This is a genomic window from Streptomyces sp. NBC_01808, from assembly GCF_035917395.1.
Lineage (GTDB): Bacteria > Actinomycetota > Actinomycetes > Streptomycetales > Streptomycetaceae > Streptomyces.
Map to the genome: position 1 here is coordinate 1,257,139 of NZ_CP109072.1, position 17,981 is coordinate 1,275,119.

The 17,981-nt window shown below is 73.3% G+C and carries 16 protein-coding genes and 1 pseudogene; 2 read left to right on the forward strand and 15 right to left on the reverse strand.

The annotated features are described in order from the left end of the window. The first annotated feature begins 71 nt into the window (after nt 1-71). Nucleotides 72-932 (forward strand): siderophore-interacting protein, encoded by an 861-nt coding sequence (locus tag OG946_RS05160; RefSeq protein WP_326794967.1) that lies wholly within the window; start codon nt 72-74, stop codon nt 930-932. Nucleotides 933-951: 19 nt separating this feature from the next. On the opposite strand, the gene OG946_RS05165 is transcribed toward OG946_RS05160, so the two are convergent. The 14 genes and pseudogenes from OG946_RS05165 to OG946_RS05230 form a co-directional block, all read right to left on the reverse strand. Beyond that, the gene (locus OG946_RS05165) at nt 952-1,728 is read right to left on the reverse strand and encodes an ABC transporter permease (protein ID WP_326794968.1); all 777 of its coding nucleotides are present in this window, start codon (nt 1,726-1,728) and stop codon (nt 952-954) included. Next, nucleotides 1,725-2,047: pseudogene (locus OG946_RS05170) on the reverse strand (ABC transporter); the annotation flags it as partial. The pseudogene OG946_RS05170 and the gene OG946_RS05165, both read right to left, overlap by 4 nt. 101 nt (nt 2,048-2,148) lie before the next feature. Continuing rightward, nucleotides 2,149-3,630 (reverse strand): oxidoreductase, encoded by a 1,482-nt coding sequence (locus OG946_RS05175; RefSeq protein WP_326794969.1) that lies wholly within the window; start codon nt 3,628-3,630, stop codon nt 2,149-2,151. Nucleotides 3,631-3,662: 32 nt separating this feature from the next. Continuing rightward, nucleotides 3,663-6,500 carry a DEAD/DEAH box helicase gene (locus OG946_RS05180; protein ID WP_326794970.1) on the reverse strand — a complete coding sequence of 946 codons (2,838 nt, stop codon included), beginning with the start codon at nt 6,498-6,500 and terminating at the stop codon, nt 3,663-3,665. 114 nt (nt 6,501-6,614) lie between these two features. Next, entirely contained in the window at nt 6,615-7,505 is an 891-nt protein-coding gene (locus OG946_RS05185) for a diacylglycerol kinase (RefSeq protein ID WP_326794971.1), read from the reverse strand. 17 nt (nt 7,506-7,522) lie between these two features. After that, nucleotides 7,523-8,464: a twin-arginine translocase subunit TatC gene (gene tatC, locus OG946_RS05190; protein WP_326800150.1), complete on the reverse strand. Its 942-nt coding sequence runs from the start codon at nt 8,462-8,464 to the stop codon at nt 7,523-7,525. Nucleotides 8,465-8,588: 124 nt separating this feature from the next. Further along, nucleotides 8,589-8,897 (reverse strand): Sec-independent protein translocase subunit TatA, encoded by a 309-nt coding sequence (gene tatA / locus OG946_RS05195; RefSeq protein WP_047014839.1) that lies wholly within the window; start codon nt 8,895-8,897, stop codon nt 8,589-8,591. A gap of 134 nt (nt 8,898-9,031) precedes the next feature. Further along, complete coding sequence (locus tag OG946_RS05200) at nt 9,032-9,244, reverse strand: hypothetical protein (RefSeq protein ID WP_388894211.1); 213 nt, start codon at nt 9,242-9,244, stop codon at nt 9,032-9,034. 119 nt (nt 9,245-9,363) lie between these two features. After that, nucleotides 9,364-10,287 (reverse strand): helix-turn-helix transcriptional regulator, encoded by a 924-nt coding sequence (locus OG946_RS05205; protein ID WP_326800151.1) that lies wholly within the window; start codon nt 10,285-10,287, stop codon nt 9,364-9,366. Nucleotides 10,288-10,334: 47 nt separating this feature from the next. Beyond that, on the reverse strand, nt 10,335-11,351 hold the full coding sequence (locus tag OG946_RS05210) for a helix-turn-helix transcriptional regulator (RefSeq protein WP_326794973.1): 1,017 nt from the start codon (nt 11,349-11,351) through the stop codon (nt 10,335-10,337). Nucleotides 11,352-11,530: 179 nt separating this feature from the next. Beyond that, nucleotides 11,531-11,905 carry an FKBP-type peptidyl-prolyl cis-trans isomerase gene (locus tag OG946_RS05215; protein WP_047014842.1) on the reverse strand — a complete coding sequence of 125 codons (375 nt, stop codon included), beginning with the start codon at nt 11,903-11,905 and terminating at the stop codon, nt 11,531-11,533. Nucleotides 11,906-12,088: 183 nt separating this feature from the next. Further along, nucleotides 12,089-13,075, reverse strand: a complete 987-nt coding sequence (locus tag OG946_RS05220) for an FKBP-type peptidyl-prolyl cis-trans isomerase (protein ID WP_326800152.1) — start codon at nt 13,073-13,075, stop codon at nt 12,089-12,091. A 127-nt stretch (nt 13,076-13,202) separates the two neighbouring features. After that, a complete protein-coding gene (gene pafA / locus OG946_RS05225; protein WP_326794974.1) occupies nt 13,203-14,564 on the reverse strand; it encodes a Pup--protein ligase in 1,362 nt (453 codons plus the stop codon). 9 nt (nt 14,565-14,573) lie between these two features. Next, a complete protein-coding gene (locus OG946_RS05230; RefSeq protein ID WP_326794975.1) occupies nt 14,574-15,824 on the reverse strand; it encodes an MFS transporter in 1,251 nt (416 codons plus the stop codon). Between the two features lie 101 nt (nt 15,825-15,925). Between OG946_RS05230 and OG946_RS05235 the strand changes: the two genes are divergently transcribed. Continuing rightward, nucleotides 15,926-17,029 (forward strand): LacI family DNA-binding transcriptional regulator, encoded by a 1,104-nt coding sequence (locus OG946_RS05235; protein WP_326794976.1) that lies wholly within the window; start codon nt 15,926-15,928, stop codon nt 17,027-17,029. Between the two features lie 85 nt (nt 17,030-17,114). Here the strand turns inward: OG946_RS05235 and prcA are convergent, their stop codons facing one another. Beyond that, a complete protein-coding gene (gene prcA, locus OG946_RS05240; RefSeq protein ID WP_326794977.1) occupies nt 17,115-17,951 on the reverse strand; it encodes a proteasome subunit alpha in 837 nt (278 codons plus the stop codon). Nucleotides 17,952-17,981: the final 30 nt, after the last annotated feature.

The following is a 17,981-nucleotide window of genomic DNA, read 5'->3' on the forward strand; positions in this document are numbered from 1 at the left end:
TCCGGGACGCGGTCCGGCCGCCGGGATGTTAGGTTAGGTAACCCTAACTTCCTCTCGTCCCGGAGGTTCACGTGGCAGACCGCCCCGCAGTCCGGAAACGCCAGGTCCACACCGCCCGCGTGGTGCGCACCGAGCAACTCACCCCGCACATGGTGCGTGTGGTCCTCGGCGGCGACGAACTTTCCGGCTTCACCGCGGGCGAGTGGACCGACCACTACGTCAAGCTCCTCTTCCCCGCACCGGGCGCAGAGTACCCCGAGCCGTACGACCTCGATGCCATCCGCCGCGACCTGCCCCGCGACCGCTGGCCCCTGATGCGCACGTACACCGTGCGCGACTGGGACGCCAAAGCCCGGGAGCTGACGCTGGACTTCGTCGTGCACGGCGCGGCCGGCGTGGCCGGCCCCTGGGCGCTTCGCGCCCGGCCCGGCGAGGTGGTGCGCTTCCTCGGCCCGGGCGGCGCGTACGCGCCCAGCCCGGCCGCCGACTGGCATCTGCTGGCGGGCGACGAGAGCGCGCTGCCGGCCATCGCCGCCGCGCTGGAGCGCGTACCCGACGGGGCCGTCGCGCACGTGCTGATCGAGGTCGCCGACGCCGCCGAGCGGCAGCCGCTGGCGGCCCCCGAGGGCGCCGTCACCTGGCTCTGCCGCGACGGCCGGCCGGTGGGCCGGGCCCTCGTCGAGGCGGTGCGGGCGCTGGAGTTCCCGCCGGGCCGGGCGCAGGTCTTCGTGCACGGCGAGGCGGGGATGGTCAAGGAGCTGCGCCGGCACCTGCGGCTGGAACGGGAGGTGCCGCGCGAACAGTTGTCGATCTCCGGCTACTGGCGGCTCGGCCACGACGAGGACGGCTGGCAGTCCTCGAAGAAGCAGTGGAACGAGGCCGTCGAGCGCGAGCAGGAGGGTGCGGAGCCGGCCGCCGGCTCCGCACCCTGAGGCCCGCGGGGCGGACGGCTCAGACCGACCGCTGGTACATGCGGAACGTACGGGTCGACAGCGACACCGCCGCCACCGCCACCGCCAGCAGCCCTCCGCAGCGCAGCAGCACCACGCCCCAGTCGGGGTCCGCCGACAGCGCGCTCCGGCCGGCCACCACCGCCCAGTCGACGGGGTTGGCGTCGGCGATGTGCCGCATCCAAGCGGGCATCAGCGCCGGCGCCGTGAACGCCGAGGACAGGAACGTCAGCGGCAGCAGCAGGAACGTGTTGATCCCGATGATCGACTCACGCTGCCGCACCACCATGCCGATCGCGTTGGACATCGCGCCGAACACGGTGCCCAGCAGGATCGCCGCGGCCACCAGCACGAGCAGCCCCGCGGGCCCGCCCGCGTAGTCCGCCCCGGCGAGCAGCCCGAGCAGGACGATCACGACGGACTGCACGAGCACGCTGAGGCCGTTGTTGACCACGTTGGCGTTCATCAGCGCCCCGCGGCTGACCGGGGTGGTCAGGAACCGGTTGAGGGTGCCGCGCTCGATTTCCTCCAGCGTGCCCATGCCGGCCCACATGCTGGAGCTGAGCGCGTTCATCACCACCACGCCGGGGATCAGGTAGTCCAGGTACGAACCGGTGCCGAAGCCCGGCAGTTCGGTGATCTCGCGGAACAGGTTGCCGAACAGGAAGAGCCAGATCACCGGCTGGACGAGGGTGATCAGCAGATACGCCGGCTGCCGCAGGAACGCGGTCAGTTGACGCTGCGTCATGTACCAGGTGTGGGCCGCCAGAGCGCTCATCGCGCACCTCCCGCGGCGGCCGGGGCCGGCGCGCCGCCGGCTAGGCCCGCGCTGTCCGCGTCGGCGAACCGGCGGCCCGCGTACCGCAGATACACGTCGTCCAGCGAGGGCCGGGCGACGGTGACCGCGGCCGCCTCGGCGCCCTCGCGCTCCAGCGCGGCCAGCACCAGCGGCACGGGGCCGCGCCGTCCGCCGCCCGCGCGCTCAGCCGGCGCCCGTCGAGCACCACTTCGCGCACCCCCGCGAACCCGGTGAGCGCCGCCCGCAGCGGCTCCGCCTCCGTTTCCCCCGGCGCGCGGGCGAGTTCGACGTGCACGGCGGGCGGCCAGGGCGGCGGCGGAGACTCCGCGGAACAGATCGTGGTCCAGCGCATGGCTCACAGGGTCACGGACGCGGCTAAGCGCGCCGCGGCCGGGGCGGCTACGTGCGCTCCAGGGTCCGCGTCATCCCGGCCACCAGCGCCGTGGTCAGCAGCCAGCCGGTGGCGACGAGGACGTACGAGAAGATCTGCGCCGCCCCGCCTGACATGTACCAGAAGTCGCGCTGGCCGAGGCCCCCGACCGGGATCAGCAGGTCGAGGGCGTAGACGACGGGGTGGAAGTCGGGCCCCTCGCCCTCGCGCACGGGCCGGTCGTCGCCCGCGGCGAAGACCAGGCTGCCGAGCAGCGTGAGCGCCGCCAGCCACAGCCCGGCCAGCCACGGCCGGTAGCCGAAGCCGACGGTGCCGTCGAGCAGCAGGCTCCAGGCGCGGCCCACGGGGCGCAGCGTGCGGCGGCGGGCGCGCTGCTTGGCGAGCAGGACGCGGCGGGCGTCGTCGACGTGGCCGATCTGCCGGTACCAGGCCGCGAGCTGCTCGTACGGCTGCGGGGCGTAGCCGGTGCCGCGGCGGATCCAGTCGAGCCGGCGCGGTACGGAGTCCTTCCCCGCGGCGCCCGCCGACTGGATGGAGCCGTACGCGAAGCCGTCGAGGAGGACGGTCGCGGGCCAGCTCTCCAGGTGGTCGTGGAGCGTGGTCACCTGCGTGCCGTCGAGCGAGACCGGCCCGGCGGGGCGGACGGCGGGCGTGAAGCGGAAGTCGGTGGCCTGCATCCGGGCGCAGTCGATGCCGGTGCAGTCGCCGAGCCGCGCCCCGTCGAAGCTGAGCAGGTCGGCTATGTGGGTGCCGCGCAGCTCCAGGCGGCCCGCGGCGGCGAAGCCGTCGGTGAGCCGGACGGTGGTGACCTCGGCGTGGTCGAGGACGAGCGCGAGGCCGTCCGCGGCGCCGATCCGGGCGCCGTCGAGGAAGAGCCCGCCGGACAGCCGGGCGCCGATGAGCCGTATCCCGCCGCCGCCGGTGAAGCCGTGGGTGCAGAAGACCGCACCGTCGACCTCCAGCCCGCCGGCGAAGAGCGACCAGCCGTTCTCGCCGGTCAACCGGGCGCCGTGCAGGAGGAGTTCGCCGCTGATCCGGGCGTTGGTGGCGAGCAGGGCGCCGGCGACCCGGCTGCGCCGCACCGACAGCACGCCCTCGACCCGGGCGAGCCGGGCGTCCACGCGGGGCAGCACGCTGTCGTCGAGGTGCACGCTCGCGGTGGTCGCCGAGGTGAGGACGACCTCCTCGTGCAGGTAGCAGTGCTCCAGCCGCAGCCGGTGGGCCGTCTCCGCCCCGGTCAGGTCCAGCCCTCCGGTGATCCGCGCCCCGGCCAGCCGCAGCGCCGCGATGGCGCCGGGCTGCGGCGGGTGCGCGCCGAGCAGCAGCGCGGCGAGGACCGCGGCCCGTACCGTACGCTCCGGGCCCCAGGCCGCGCCGCCTGCGGGGTCGTCCAGGGCCGCGTCGCCGACGCGCAGGTCCACCGGGCGGCCTTCGGGGAACGCGGCCCACAACTCCCGCTCCGGGGGCGTCAGATCGTCGTAGGTGATCACCCGGGAAGGGTAGTGCCCGCGCGCGGGCGGCCTCAGCCCACCGAGCTGTACGCCACGACGCCGCGCAGCACCTTGTCGACCGCCTTGCGGGCGCTGCCCGCGACCGTGCTCTCCGGGTCGGCGGCGGCGGACAACTGCCCCAGCACGTCGATCAACTGCTTGCACCAGCGCACGAAGTCGCCCGGCGGCATGTCCGCCTCGCGCAGCACCTCGTCCAGGCTGCGCCCGGACGCCCACTGGTACGCGGCCCAGGCGAAGCCGAGGTCCGGCTCGCGCTGGCCGACGCCCTCGGTCTGGCGGATGCCGTGGCCCTCCTCCAGGGCGTCGAGCCGGCCCCAGATGCGCACCATGTCGCCCAGGGCCCGCTTGGCGCCGCCGCCGGGGAGCTTCGGCGCCATCGCGTCGTCGGACTGCCGGGCCTCGTAGACCAGCGCGGAGGCGCAGGCGGCCAGCTCGGCGGGGCCCAGGCCCTCCCAGACGCCCTCGCGCAGGCACTCGGAGGCCAGCAGATCCAGCTCGCCGTAGAGCCGGGCGAGCCGGCGGCCGTCCTCGGTGACCTTCTCGCCGCCGTGCTGCTCGGCGATGTAGCCCAGCTCGGTGAGCAGCGCGTAGACCCGGTCGAAGGTGCGGGCGATGGTGTTCGTCCGGCCCTCGATGCGGCGCTCCAACTGGTGGGTGTCGCGCAGCAGCCGGTGGTACCGCTCGGCCCAGCGGGCGTGGTCCTCGCGCTCGTCGCAGCCGTGGCAGGGGTGGGCGCGGATCGCCTTGCGCAGCCGGGCGATCTCGCCGTCGTCGGCGGCGGGGGCGCGCTCCTTGCGGTGCCGCCGCGGCTCCAGGTGACCGGCCTTGGTGCGCAGCGCGGAGGCCAGATCGCGGCGCGACTGCGGGCTCTTGGGGTTGAACGACTTGGGGATGCGCATCCGCTCCAGCGCCTCCACCGGCACCGGGAAGTCCATCGCGGCCAGCCGCTTGACCTGCCGGGCGGCGGTGAGCACCAGCGGGCGCGGGCCGTCGTGCTGCTCGAACCCGCGGTGGCCGTTGGTGCGGCCCGCGGGCGTGCCGGGGTCGAGGACGAGGGCGAGGCCGGCGAACTTGCCGGTGGGCACGTGGATCACGTCGCCGGGGCGCAGCTTCTCCAGCGAGCCCGCGGCGGCGGCCCGGCGCTGCGCGGCGCCCTGGCGGGCCAGCTCCGTCTCACGGTCCTTGAGGTCGCGGCGCAGCCGCGCGTACTCCTCGAAGTCGCCGAGGTGGCAGGTCATCGCCTCGCGGTAGCCGGACAGGCCCTCCTCGTTCTTCTGCACCTGGCGGGAGATGCCGACGACCGACTTGTCCGCCTGGAACTGCGCGAAGGACATCTCCAGCAGCTCGCGCGTGCGGTGCCGGCCGAACTGGGCGACGAGGTTGACCGCCATGTTGTACGACGGGCGGAAGGAGGAGCGCAGCGGATACGTCCGGGTGCCGGCCAGGCCCGCGACGTACTCCGGGCTGATGCCGCGCTGCCACAGCACCACCGCATGGCCCTCGATGTCGATGCCCCGGCGCCCCGCGCGTCCGGTCAACTGGGTGAACTCGCCCGGCGTGACGTCGGCGTGGGTCTCGCCGTTCCACTTCACCAGCTTCTCCAGCACCACGGAGCGAGCCGGCATGTTGATCCCCAGGGCCAGCGTCTCGGTCGCGAACACCGCCTTGACCAGGCCCTTGGCGAACAGCTCCTCGACGACCTCCTTGAACGTCGGCAGCATCCCCGCGTGGTGCGCGGCGATGCCCCGCTCCAGGGCCTCCAGCCAGTCGAAGTAGCCCAGCACGTGCAGGTCTTCGCGGGGGATCGCGGCCGTGCGCAGCTCGGCGATCTCGCGGACGGCGGCGCGCTCCTCCTCGTCGTTGAGCCGGAGGCCCGCGTAGAGGCACTGCTGTACGGCGCCCTCGCAGCCGGCGCGGCTGAAGATGAACGTGATCGCCGGCAGCAGCGCCTCGGCGTCCAGCCGCTCGATGACCTCGACGCGGCTGGGCGTCCAGACCCGGGAGCGGGAGCGGCGCTCGCGCTCGCGGTCGGCCTCGCGGCCCCGGCCGCGGCGGCGGTCGCGCGGGCCCGAGGGGCGGGAGTACTCCTGCCGGGCCAGCCGGAGCAGGTCGGGGTTGACCGCCTTGGCGGGCTCCTGCCGGCCGCCGGCGGCGGTGCGCTCCTCGAACAGGTCGTACATCCGGCGGCCGGCCATCACGTGCTGCCACAGCGGCACGGGGCGGTGCTCGGAGACGATGACGGCGGTGTCGCCGCGCACGGTGTCGAGCCAGGAGCCGAACTCCTCGGCGTTGGAGACCGTCGCCGACAGGGAGACCAGGGTGACGGACTCCGGGAGGTGGATGATCACCTCTTCCCAGACGGCGCCGCGGAAGCGGTCGGAGAGGTAGTGCACCTCGTCCATGACCACGTAGCCGAGACCGAGGAGGGTCTGGGAGCCCGCGTACAGCATGTTCCGCAGGACCTCGGTGGTCATGACGATCACCGGGGCGTCGGAGTTGATGGTGTTGTCGCCGGTCAGCAGGCCGACGTTCGCGGCGCCGTAGCGCCGGACGAGGTCGCCGTACTTCTGGTTCGACAGCGCCTTGATCGGCGTGGTGTAGAAGCACTTGCGGCCCTGCTCCAGCGCCAGGTGCACGGCGAACTCGCCGACGACCGTCTTGCCGGAGCCGGTCGGCGCCGCGACCAGCACGCCGCGGCCGTCCTCCAGGGCCCGGCAGGCGTCGAGCTGGAAGGGGTCGAGCGCGAACTCGTACAGCCCGCGGAACGAGCCGAGTGCGGTGGCTTCCTCGGCGGCCCGGCGGCGGTGCGCCGCGTACGCCTCGGCGGGAGGGATGTGCTCGTCGGTCATCGTAAGTACGAGCCTACCGGGCACCACCGACAGCGCACCCGATCTTTACGGACCCCCCAGGTCAGCCGGACGGCCACGGCCACGACCAGCGGCGTCCCGGGTGGCCGGGGCGGCTCAGCGCACCAGCACCCGGGCCGCGCCCGGCACGCACTCCGCGGTCAGCGGCAGCGGCCCCAGCGGCTCCCCGTCCGCGTACCCGGTGACGTTTGTGGCACTCAGCGACACGCGCGCGGCCCGGTGCACGGTGACGGCCGGATGGGTCAGGTGCGTGCCCTTGTAGACCCGCGGGAAGACCCGCAGCAGCGTGCGCCGGCTGCACCGGCCGACGACGGTGATGTCGAAAAGCCCGTCGTCCATCCGCGCCTCGTGGCAGATCCGCATGCCGCCGCCGTACGACGGGCCGTTGCCGACGGCGACGAGGGTCGCCTCGATCTCGGTCTCGGGGCCGTCGTCGAGCCGCATCTTGTACGGGATCGGGCGGAAGGACGCCAGCTCGGCGACCATCGCCACGTCGTACTTGAACCGGCCGGGCGGCCAGCTCATCCGGTTGCCGCGGTCGTTGACGCGGGAGTCGAAGCCGGAGGCCAGCACGGTGCCGAAGTACGTGTCCCCCGCCTTGCCCAGGTCGATCGCCCGGGTGCTGCCGGACTCCAGGGCCCCCACGACGACCTCCGCGGCGGCGGCCGGGTCGCGCACGGGCAGCCCGGTGGCGCGGGCGAAGTCGTTGCCGGTGCCCACGGCCACGATGCCCACGGGCACCTCGGTGCCGGCCACGGCCTGCAGCGCGAGGGCGGCCATCCCGTCGCCGCCGACCGATATGAGCGCCCCGGTGCCCGCGGCGACCGCCTCGCGGGCGCCGGCGAGCGCGGTGGCGGCGTCGCGGCCCTGGACGGTGGTCACCTCGTAGCCGGCGTCGCGCAGCGCCTCGGTGACGACGGGGGCGGCCTTGGCACCCCGGCCGCGGCCCGCGGTGGGGTTGACGAACACGGTGATATCGCTGGTCACCCGCGTGACCCTAGCGGTCAGGTGGCGTCGTCGTAACCATTTCTGCGGGGCGTACCGTCCCCGCTCCCGGTGCCACCCGCGCTGTCGGCCTCGCCGGTGGACTGCTCCGGCAGCGTCGCCGAGGCGCTCACGGGCTCCACGTCGCCCACGTCCTCGGGGGTGAGGTCGAGGTCGGACGCCTCGTCGTCCGCCGGGCCACGGGCCGCGATACGGGCCCGGCGGCGGTCGTTGAGCAGGGAGAAGCCGGTGGCCAGGAAGTACAGGATGATGACCGGGCCGGCCAGCGCGAACATGCCGATCGGATCTGTGCTGGGGGTGGCGACGGCGCCGAAGGTGACGATGCCGAAGATCATGGCCCGCCACCAGTCGAGCATGCGGCGCCCGGTGACGGCCCCGCCCATGTTGAGCATCACCAGCACGAGCGGCAGCTCGAAGGCGAGCCCGAAGACCACGACCATGCGGGTCAGCAGGTCGATGAACTCCGGCAGCGGCAGCAGGTTGGTGGCGTTCTCCGGGGTGAACTCCAGCAGCACCTCGGCCGTGGTCGGCAGGATCTTGTACGCGAAGAAGGCGCCGCCGAGGAAGAGCGGAACGCCCGCGGCGACGAACCCGAGCGAGTACTTCTTCTCGTTCTTGTGCAGCCCAGGGGCGAGGAACGCCCACAACTGGTACAGCCAGATCGGCGTCGAGAGCACCATGCCGGTCATGAAGGAGACCTTCAGCATGATGGTGAACGGCGAGATGAGGCCGTTGACCGTGAAGGAGGCGCAGTCCTCCTGCTTGCCGATGTCGGACGCCTTCAGGTCGTCCGGGCAGCCGACGGATTCGAGCACCGGGTCCATCAGGAAGTCGACGATGTCCTGATAGAAGAAGAGCGCGACGATACAGACGGCGAGGATGGCCCCGACGGCCTTGACGAGCCGGTCGCGAAGCTCCCTCAGGTGCTCCGCGAGCGGCATGCGCCCCTCGGGGTCCCTCTCCTGGCGCTCCTTGCGCTCCTTACGGCGGGCAACGCTTAGCAACCCACGTCCTCATCTCGTGCCGCGAGGCCGTCTCCGGCCGCGGTGTGCCCCTGCGGATCGGTCAGCGCTGCGACTGCTGCTGCGTCTGAGCCTGCGGCTGCTGGTCGTTCACCTGCGGCTCGCTGACCGGACGGGAGCTGGTCACGTCGCCGGGGGCGGCCTGGATGGTCTTGGGCGCGGGCTGCGGCGGGTCCGCCGGAGCGGCCTCGTCCGTCTTGCCCTCGTTCTTCATGGCCTTGGCCTCGCTCTTGAGGATGCGGGCCGACTTGCCCAGCGAACGGGCCATGTCCGGAAGCTTCTTCGCGCCGAACAGCAGGATGACGACGACGAGAATCAGGATGATCTCGGTAGGGCCGAGCCGTCCGAACATATGCGTCTACCTTCTCACCGAGGCTGCGTGGGTTTGGGCGTGATCGATCGTAACCCGCGGGGGTGAACTCCGGGCAATCCCCCGGCGTACACCAATCGTGGCCCCCGCCTCGCACCGGAGCCGCGACCTGCAGCCTACCTCCCGAAATCCGATCCGGGGAGGTCACGTGTCGAGCCCGCCCGCCGGGCGACGTCCGCCGCGGAGCGCTCCAGGTCCCGCGTCGCGCGGCTGATCTGCTGCGCCGCGTCATCGAGCCGGCGGGCGAGCCGGTGCACTTCGAGGCCGACGCGAAGGGCCGGAACGGCGAGGGCGACGAGCCCGAGGAAGCCGAGCGCGACGGCGGTCATGGGCCACATCATGGGCGAAGCCTAGCCGCCGCGGCGGCCCCGGAAGACATCGGCGTCCGGAGGGGCCGCTCACCGATTCGCACGGCATGTCCCTTACGTCGGAATGGCGAAGCTTGATGCTAAACGTCGTACGCGGCAAGCGCCTTGACCGCCGCGTCGCGCGCGCTGTCCGCAAGATCGCCCGGCGCGACGATCCGCCCGTCCCGCCCCAGCCGCAGCGCCAGCCGGCGCAGCGACGCCGGGTCCGGGGCCCGCAGCGAGATCCGCAGCCCCCCGTCGGGCAGTTCCTCCGCGCTGTCGTGCGGGTAGTACTCGGCGACCCAACGGCCGCCGGGGCCCACCTCGATGACGACCTCGGGGTCCTCCGCGGACGGCTGGACGATGCCCTCGGACAGGTCGCGCAGCTCGACGGGCGGCGGGTCGGCCGGGGCATCGAGGATCCGGATCTCGGCGACCCGGTCGAGCCGGAACGTACGCCGCGCCTCCGACAGCCGGCACCACGCCTCCACGTACGTGTGCCCGACGGAGACCAGCCGGATCGGGTCGATTTCCCGCTCGGTCAGCTCGTCCCGGGACGGCGAGTAGTACCGCAGCCACAGCCGACGCCGCTCGGAGATCGCCCGGTCCACCTCGGCGAAGACCCCGCCCTCGGACTCGAACGTCACCGACAGGCTGGAGCTGGCCGCCGCCGACTCGCCGGCCGCGGCCTCCAGCTTCGCGGTGGCCCGCACCAGCGCCCGCCGGTCACCGGCCCGCAGCCCCGGCAAAGTGGCCACGGCCCGGGCCGCCACCAGCAGCGCGGTGGCCTCGTCCGCGGCCAGTCGCAGCGGCTCGCCGGTGCCGGTGGACTCGGGGTTGCGGAACCAGATGCGCTCGCCGTCGGTGTCGATGTCCAGCAGGTCGCCGCCGCGGAAGCTCGTCCCGCACATCGGCAGCACGTCCAGGTCGGAGATCAGCTCGTCCTCGGTGACGCCGAAGGCGCGGGCGACGTCCGACAGGTACGCGCCGTTGCGCTCCCGCAGATACGTCACCAGCGACAGCATCCGCCGGGTCTGGTCGATGGCACTGGCCACTGCTCCCCCGCTCCCCCTCAGCCCTTGGCCACGGCACGCAGCCGGTCGATGACGTCGGCCCGCAGCTCGGCGGGCTCCAGGACCACCACGTCAGGACCGAACTCCACCAGCCAGGCGTCCAGTCCGTGCCCGTACGGGATCTCCAGCTCGTCCCAGCCCGGCAGCACCGCCTCGCGGATGCCGTACGCGCGGGCGCGCAGCGGGTAGCCGGCGCCGGTGCGCAGCCGGATGAGGGCCGAGCGGTCCGCGCTCTCGCCGGCCCAGCGCTCGACGGTCTCGCGTACGGTCACCCGGTCCGGCACCTCGGCGGTGAAGCCGCGGCCGCGGTTGCGGACCCGGCCGGTGATGCGCGAGAGCCGGAAGACGCGCTCGGCGTCGCGGCCGCGGTCGTGGCCGACGAGGTACCAGTGGCCCCGCCAGCACTCCAATTGCCACGGCTCGACGTGCCGCTCCTCCGGGCGGGCCGCATTGGCCTTGCGGTACGGGAAGACGACGGGCCGGCGGTCCCGGCAGGCGAGCATCAGCGGCTCGAACGCCGCCTCCCGCACCGGAATCCGCGGCTCCAGCGCGCTGACCTGCTCCACCGCGCCGGCCTCGGGGTCGTCTCCCGCTCCCGCGAGCGGCATCCCGGCGGCGCGCAGCTTCTGCAGCGCGCCACTGGCCGCGCCCGCGAGCCGGGCCTGCTGCCAGACTTTCGCGGCCACTCCGAGCGCGGCGGCCTCTTCCGCGTCCAGGGTGACGGGCGGCAGCCGGTTGTTGTCCCGGCGGGCCAGATAGCCGGGCTCGCCGTCCAGACCCTCGACGGTGTCGATCACCATGCCCAGCTCGCGCAGGTCGTCCTTGTCGCGCTCGAACATCCGGTTGAAGGCGTCCTCGCCGGAGGTGTCGGAGCCGAACGCGGCCCCGCGGCCGGGTCCGAAGGCTTCCACGTACGCCTCGATGGACGTGCGCAGCTCACGCTTGCTGAGCGGGCGGCCGGTGCCGAGCAGGCACAGCGCCAGGCACATCAGCCGCTCCGCCTTGGCGATCGCCATCGAGGGGGTCTCCTTATTGCGCGTCCGGGGCAGCGGGCGGCTGCCGCCGGCGACCGTGTACCGCACGTGTCGCTGGGGTTCGCAGATGACGACCGTACTCCGCCTGGGCCCGGCGGCCAAAGCGAAGGCCCCCGCCGTACGGCGGGGGCCTTGCGCTCTGCTGGGTGCCGACGGTGCCGTCAGACCGCGACCAGGTCGCAGACGAAGATCAGCGTCTCGCCCGGCTTGATCCGGCCGCCGCCGGCGCCGGCCTCGCCGTAGGCCAGGTGCGGCGGGATGGTCAGCCGGCGGCGGCCGCCGACCTTCATGCCCGCCACGCCCTGGTCCCAGCCTGGGATGACCTGGCCGGCACCGAGCTGGAACTGCAGCGGCTTGCCGCGGTTCCAGCTCGCGTCGAACTCCTCGCCGCTGGAGAAGGCGACCCCGACGTAGTGGACGGAGACGGTGTCACCGGCCTTCGCGACGGGTCCATCGCCCTCCCACAGGTCCTGGACCTCCAGGTCGGCCGGCGGCGGGCCCTCGGGGAAGTCGACCTCGGGCTTGTCGATGCTCACGGAAGAACACTCCTCGCGCATGGGTGGTCGGTGACTGGGCCGTAAGTCTTGCAGACACCCCGGGGCGGCGCTGCCGCCGCCTCCCCCGGGGGCGCGGCCGGTGGCCCTCGGGCGCCTCCGGGTGCCGGTGGTCGTCACCGCACCCGGGGCGTCCCGGACCCCGCCGGCCGCGCGGACCGCGGGTCAGACCGTGCCGAGGATGTCGACGACGAAGACGAGGGTCTTCTTCTCCAGCTCGTGGCCCTTGGACTTGCCGTAGCCCAGGTCCGGCGGGATGACCAGGAGCACCCGGTCGCCGACCTTCTTGCCGACCAGCGCCTTGTCCCAGCCCTCGACGACCGAGCCGGTGCCGATCTGGAAGGTGGCCGCGCCGGCGTTGTCCCAGGAGGCGTCGAACTTCTTGCCATCCTCCCAGGCGTAGCCGGTGTACTGGGCGACGAGCCCCTGGCCGGCCTCGACCTTGGCGCCCTTGCCCTTGATGAGGACCTGCTCCTGCAGCTCCTTCGGGGCGTCCGCGCCGTCCGGGATGGTGATCTTCGCGGCCTTGCCCGCGGGCACCTCGATCTCCGGCATGCCCTCGCGCGGCTCGGCGGACTCGCCCTTCAGCTCGGCCTTGGCGTCGACCTTCCCGGCGCCGGCGACGTCGATGACCCAGACCAGGCCGTCGCCCTTCTTGATGCCGGACTCGGGGTTCAGGCTCTCGCCGACGAGCGCGCCCGCGGTGCCCTCGACCAGCAGGCGGCTGCCCACGGTGTGGCCCTCGACCGAGTCGAGGACGTCCGGCGGCAGCGACTGGTTCGGCTCGCCGACCTTGCCCATGAGCTGCTGGTGCACGGCGCCGCCGGCCTGCTGGCCACCGCCGCCCCCCGCGGCGGGCTGCGCCCAGGTGCTGCCCAGGTCCTGGTCGTCCTTCATGGTCTTGCCGGCGAAGTCCAGCCGGACCTGGTCGCCCTTGCCGACCTTGGCACCGTCGCCCTCGCTGAGGACCTTGACGACGGCCTCGTCGGACGCCTTGGCGCCGTCCGGGACGTCGAACTTCGGCTCCTCCCCGAAGGCGCCCGTGACCTTGGTCACGACGCCGGTCTTCCCCCCGTTGTCCGAGTCGGATGAGTCCTCGGAGCCACAGGCCGCGGCGAACAGCAGGGCGGGCACGACGAGCGCCGCCCCCATGCGGGTCAATTTGCGATGTGTCATGGGTCCAACTCATGTAGGGGGTCCGGGCAGCTTCGGCCACTCTACGGCCTTCGCGCCCGGATCCCCGTCATCACATCCGTCCCGCACCCACCGCGTGCCCCGTCTACATTCCGGCGATCAGCTTTTCCACCCGGTCGTCCACGGAGCGGAACGGGTCCTTGCACAGCACGGTCCGCTGCGCCTGGTCGTTCAGCTTCAGATGCACCCAGTCCACCGTGAAGTCGCGCCGCTGCTCCTGCGCCCGGCGGATGAAGTCGCCGCGCAGCCTGGCACGGGTGGTCTGCGGCGGGACCGACTTGGCCTCGAAGATCTTCAGGTCGTTGCAGACCCGGGCGGCCTGGCCCCGCTTCTCCAGCAGGTAGTACAGCCCGCGGCGGCGGTGGATGTCGTGGTACGCGAGGTCTATCTGCGCGATCCGGGGGTGGGAGAGGGTGATGTTGTTCTTGGCCCGGTAGCGCTCGATGAGCTGGTGCTTTATCACCCAGTCGATCTCCGTGCCGACCTTGGCGAGGTCCTGGGAGCGGATCGCCTCCAGGGTGCGGCCCCACAGCTCCAGGACGCGCTCGACGACGCCGGTGCGGATGCCGCGGCGCTCGCAGAAGTCCACGGCCTTCTCGTAGTACTCCTGCTGCACCTCCAGCGCGGACGCCTCCCGCCCGCTGGCGAGGCGCACCTTGCGCTGCCCGGTCATGTCGTGGCTGACCTCGCGGATGGCCCGGATCGGGTTCTCCAGGGTCAGGTCGCGCATCACCGTGCCGGCCTCGATCATGCGCAGCACGAGGTCGGTGGCGCCGACCTTGAGCAGCATGGTCGTCTCGGACATGTTGGAGTCGCCGACGATGACGTGCAGCCTGCGGTAGCGCTCGGCGTCGGCGTGCGGCTCGTCGCGGGTGTTGATGATGGGCCGGGAGCGCGTCGTGGCGGAGCTGACGCCCTCCCAGATGTGCTCCGCGCGCTGGCTGACGCAGTAGACCGCGCCGCGGGGCGTCTGCAGCACCTTGCCGGCGCCGCAGATGAGCTGCCTGGTGACGAGGAACGGGATGAGGATGTCGGCGAGCCGGGAGAACTCGCCGTGCCGGGCCACCAGATAGTTCTCGTGGCAGCCGTAGGAGTTGCCGGCGGAGTCGGTGTTGTTCTTGAAGAGGTAGACATCGCCGGCGATGCCCTCCTCGTGGAGCCGGCGCTCGGCGTCGACGAGGAGGCCCTCGAGGATGCGCTCGCCCGCCTTGTCGTGGGTGACCAGCTCGATGACGTTGTCACACTCGGGAGTTGCGTATTCGGGGTGCGAGCCGACGTCCAGGTACAGGCGTGCACCGTTGCGCAGGAAGACGTTGCTGCTGCGGCCCCAGGAGACGACCCGGCGGAAGAGGTAGCGCGCCACCTCGTCCGGGGACAGGCGGCGCTGCCCCCGGAACGTGCACGTGACGCCGTACTCGTTCTCAAGCCCGAAAATGCGGCGGTCCATGACTGAACATTACGCCTGTCGCTCTGTTTCGAAACCGGGTGCAGCTCCGCCGATTCGATCTTTTTCGACCGGTCGGTGCGGACGGCCGGTGCCCGCCAGAACCCGTACGAAGCCGGTCAGCACCAGCAGCGCCGCCGCTCCGCCGAGCCCCACGACCGCGAAGCCGCCCGTCTCGCCGCCGTGCTCGACCGCGGGACCGCTGATGGCGGTGCCCGCGGCGGCGCCGAAACCGAAGGTCGTCACCAGCCAGGAGAACGCCTCCGTGGCCGTGCCGCGCGGGGCGTGCCGGTCGACGACGACGAACGAACAGGCGAGCGCCGGGGCGAGGAACAGGCCCGCGACGCCGGAGAGCAGCGTCATGGCGACGGTGCCGGGCGTGAGCATCAGCGGCAGATAGCCGACCGCCAGGCCCGCCAGCAGCAACTGCAGCCGCCGCTCGGCCCGGCCGGGCCACTGCCGCGCGCCGTAGACGACGCCGCCGGCCAGGGCGCCGGCGCCGAGCGCGGAGAGGAGATAGCCGCCGATGGCGTCGTCGCCGCGGGCGTCGGCGTACGCGACGGAGGCGACGGCCGTTCCGCCGAGGGCGACGCCGACGAAGAAGAAGGCGCCGAGGATCACCAGCAGCCCGCGCGCCCGCAGGGCGCCCAGCCAGTGCGCCTCGCGCGGCTCGGAGCGCCACCGGCGGGCGGGCGGCGACAGGACGACCCACAGGGCGCCCAGCACGCCCAGGGCGCCCAGCACGAGCAGCGCGGCGGACTCGGAGGCGGTGGCGACCAGCAGGGTGACGATCAGCGGCGCGACGGCGAACATCACCTCCTGCGCCACGGCGTCCAGCGCGTACGCGCCGTGCACCCGGTCGTCGCGCTTGAGCACGCTGGGCCACAGCGCCCGCAGGGCGCCCTCCAGCGGCGGCGTGAAAAGCCCGGCGACCAGGACGGCGACGCAGGCCAGCGGCAGCGGATCGATGCCCACGACGGCGAAGAGGGCCATCCCGGCGGCGGAGAGCAGCGCGCTGGGCAGCAGCACGCGCGGCTGGCCGCGCAGGTCGACGGCGCGGCCGAGGAGCGGCTGCCCGATCGCGGTGGCCAGGCCGTAGCCGCCGGAGAGGACGCCGCCCAGGGTGTACGAGCCGCCTTCCGCCCGGACGAAGAGCACGATGGCGAACGCGGCGGTGGCGTTCGGCAGCCGCCCGATGAGCGTCCCGGTGAGCAGCCTGCCGACGTGTCTGACCCGCAGCAACTCGGCGTATCCCCGCAGCACGGCCCCTCCCGAGACGGTGAAGTGTTACGTATAACGCCGTAGGTTATACGTAACACGGGCGAGGGTCGACCCCGTATGCCGGAACGCGACGAGGAGGCACGATGCGGGGCGCGCACGAGGACGGAAGGCGCGCCGCGGCGCGCACCGGACAGCCGGCGGCAGGCGAGCCGGCCCCGCGGCAGACCGCGGGCCGCGGCGGCGGCGTCACCAGCCGCGACGTCGCCCGCGCCGCGGGCGTCTCCCAGGCGGCCGTCTCCCTCGTCCTCGGCGGCAAGTGGCGCGGCCGCGTCTCCGCCGCCAAGGCCGACGCCGTCCGCGCGGCCGCCCGCGAGCTGGACTACCGCCCCAATGCCGCCGCCCGCACCCTGCGCACCGGAGGAACCCGCACCGCGCTCCTCGTCGTCCCCGCGCTCACCAACGAGTTCTTCGCCGGCGTCCACGCCGGCGCCGCACGCGCCGCCGCCGCCCACGACTTCGGCGTCGTGCTCTACCCCTCCCCCGAGGGCATCGGCCCCGCCCGCGACCCCTTCGCCGCCGCCCACACCGCCGTCGACGGCGTCATCGCCTCGTCCATGGCCACCGACGCCGTACGGAACCTGCGCGGCGGCGGGCTCCCGCTCGTCATGCTCGACAGCGACCCCGCCGACACCGGCGCCGTCGCCACCGTCAACGCCGACGTGGCCGACGGCATGCGGCAGGTCGCCCGGCACCTGCTGGAGCTCGGCCACCGGCGGATCACCCGCCTCGCAGCCGCCATCGACTCCTGGACCTTCGCCGCCCGCGGCCGCGCGCTGGCCGACGCGCTCGCCGCCGTGCCGGGCGCCCGGCTGCGCACCGAACCCGCCGAGCTGTCCGTCGCCGGCGGTCTCGCGGCGGCCCAGCGGGCGCTCGCGGCCCCGGCGGCGGAGGACCGGCCCACGGCGCTGGTCTGCGACGACGACCTGCTCGCAGCCGGCGCCCTCAAGGCCGCACGGCGCCTCGGGCTGCGGGTGCCGTACGACGTGTCGGTCACCGGCTTCGACGACCTGGCGCTGGCCACCGCCGTCGAGCCGGAGCTGACCACCGTGCGGCTCCCGGCGGACACCGTCGGCGCGGCCGGCATGACGGCGCTGCTCGACGCCCTCGCGGGCCGCGGCGCGGGCAGCACGACGGTCCCGGCCCGCCTGTCGGTGCGCGCGTCGACGGCCCCGGCCCCGGGCGCGTAGAGCCGCCGCAAAGGGGCCCGGGCGCGGGCCCGGACACGACGACGGGCGGGCCCGTCGCTGGGCCCGCCCGGTCGATGCCGTACCGCTACTTCTTCTTGCCGGACCCGTCGCCCGGCTCCTCCGCGGAGCCGTCCGCGGTGGCCGCGCCCTCGGCGCCGCCGTCCGCGTCCGCCGCGGCGTCCTCCGCGTCATCCGCACCGGAGGCACCCGCCGGTCCTTCGCCGTCCTCCTCCAGCAGCCGGGAGAGCTGACTGCCCAGGATCCGCCGGAACTTGCGCTGCTGCGGCCGGTTGCGGTCGAGGACCGCGACCTCCAACTGCTTCGACGTCAGCTCCCGCTCGCCGCCGTTGTTGTCCCGCGCCAGCGACTCCGCCGCCAGTTTCAGCCCCTCCGCCAGCGTCATGCCCTCGCGGTGCCGCTGGTCGAGATAGCTGCTGATCTGATCGGAATTGCCACCGACCGCGACCGAACCGTGCTCGTCCACGATCGAACCGTCATGCGGCAGCCGGAAGATCTGGTCGTCGGCGGGGGTCTCCCCCACCTCCGCGACGATCAGCTCCACCTCGTACGGCTTCTCCGCGCCGCTGGAGAAGATCGTGCCGAGAGTCTGCGCGTAGACGTTCGCGAGGCCGCGGGCGGTGACGTCCTCGCGGTCGTACGTGTACCCGCGCAGATCGGCGTAACGGACGCCGCCGATGCGCAGGTTCTCGAACTCGTTGTACTTGCCGACCGCGGCGAAGGCGATCCTGTCGTAGATCTCGCTGACCTTGTGCAGGGCCCGGGACGGGTTCTCGGCGACGAACAGGATGCCGTCGCTGTACTGCAGCACGACCACGCTGCGGCCGCGCGCGATGCCCTTGCGGGCGTACTCCGCGCGGTCCGCCATGGCCTGCTGGGGTGAGACATAGAACGGTGTCGACACCGGCTTATCCGTCCCTCTCTGCTCGTGGAG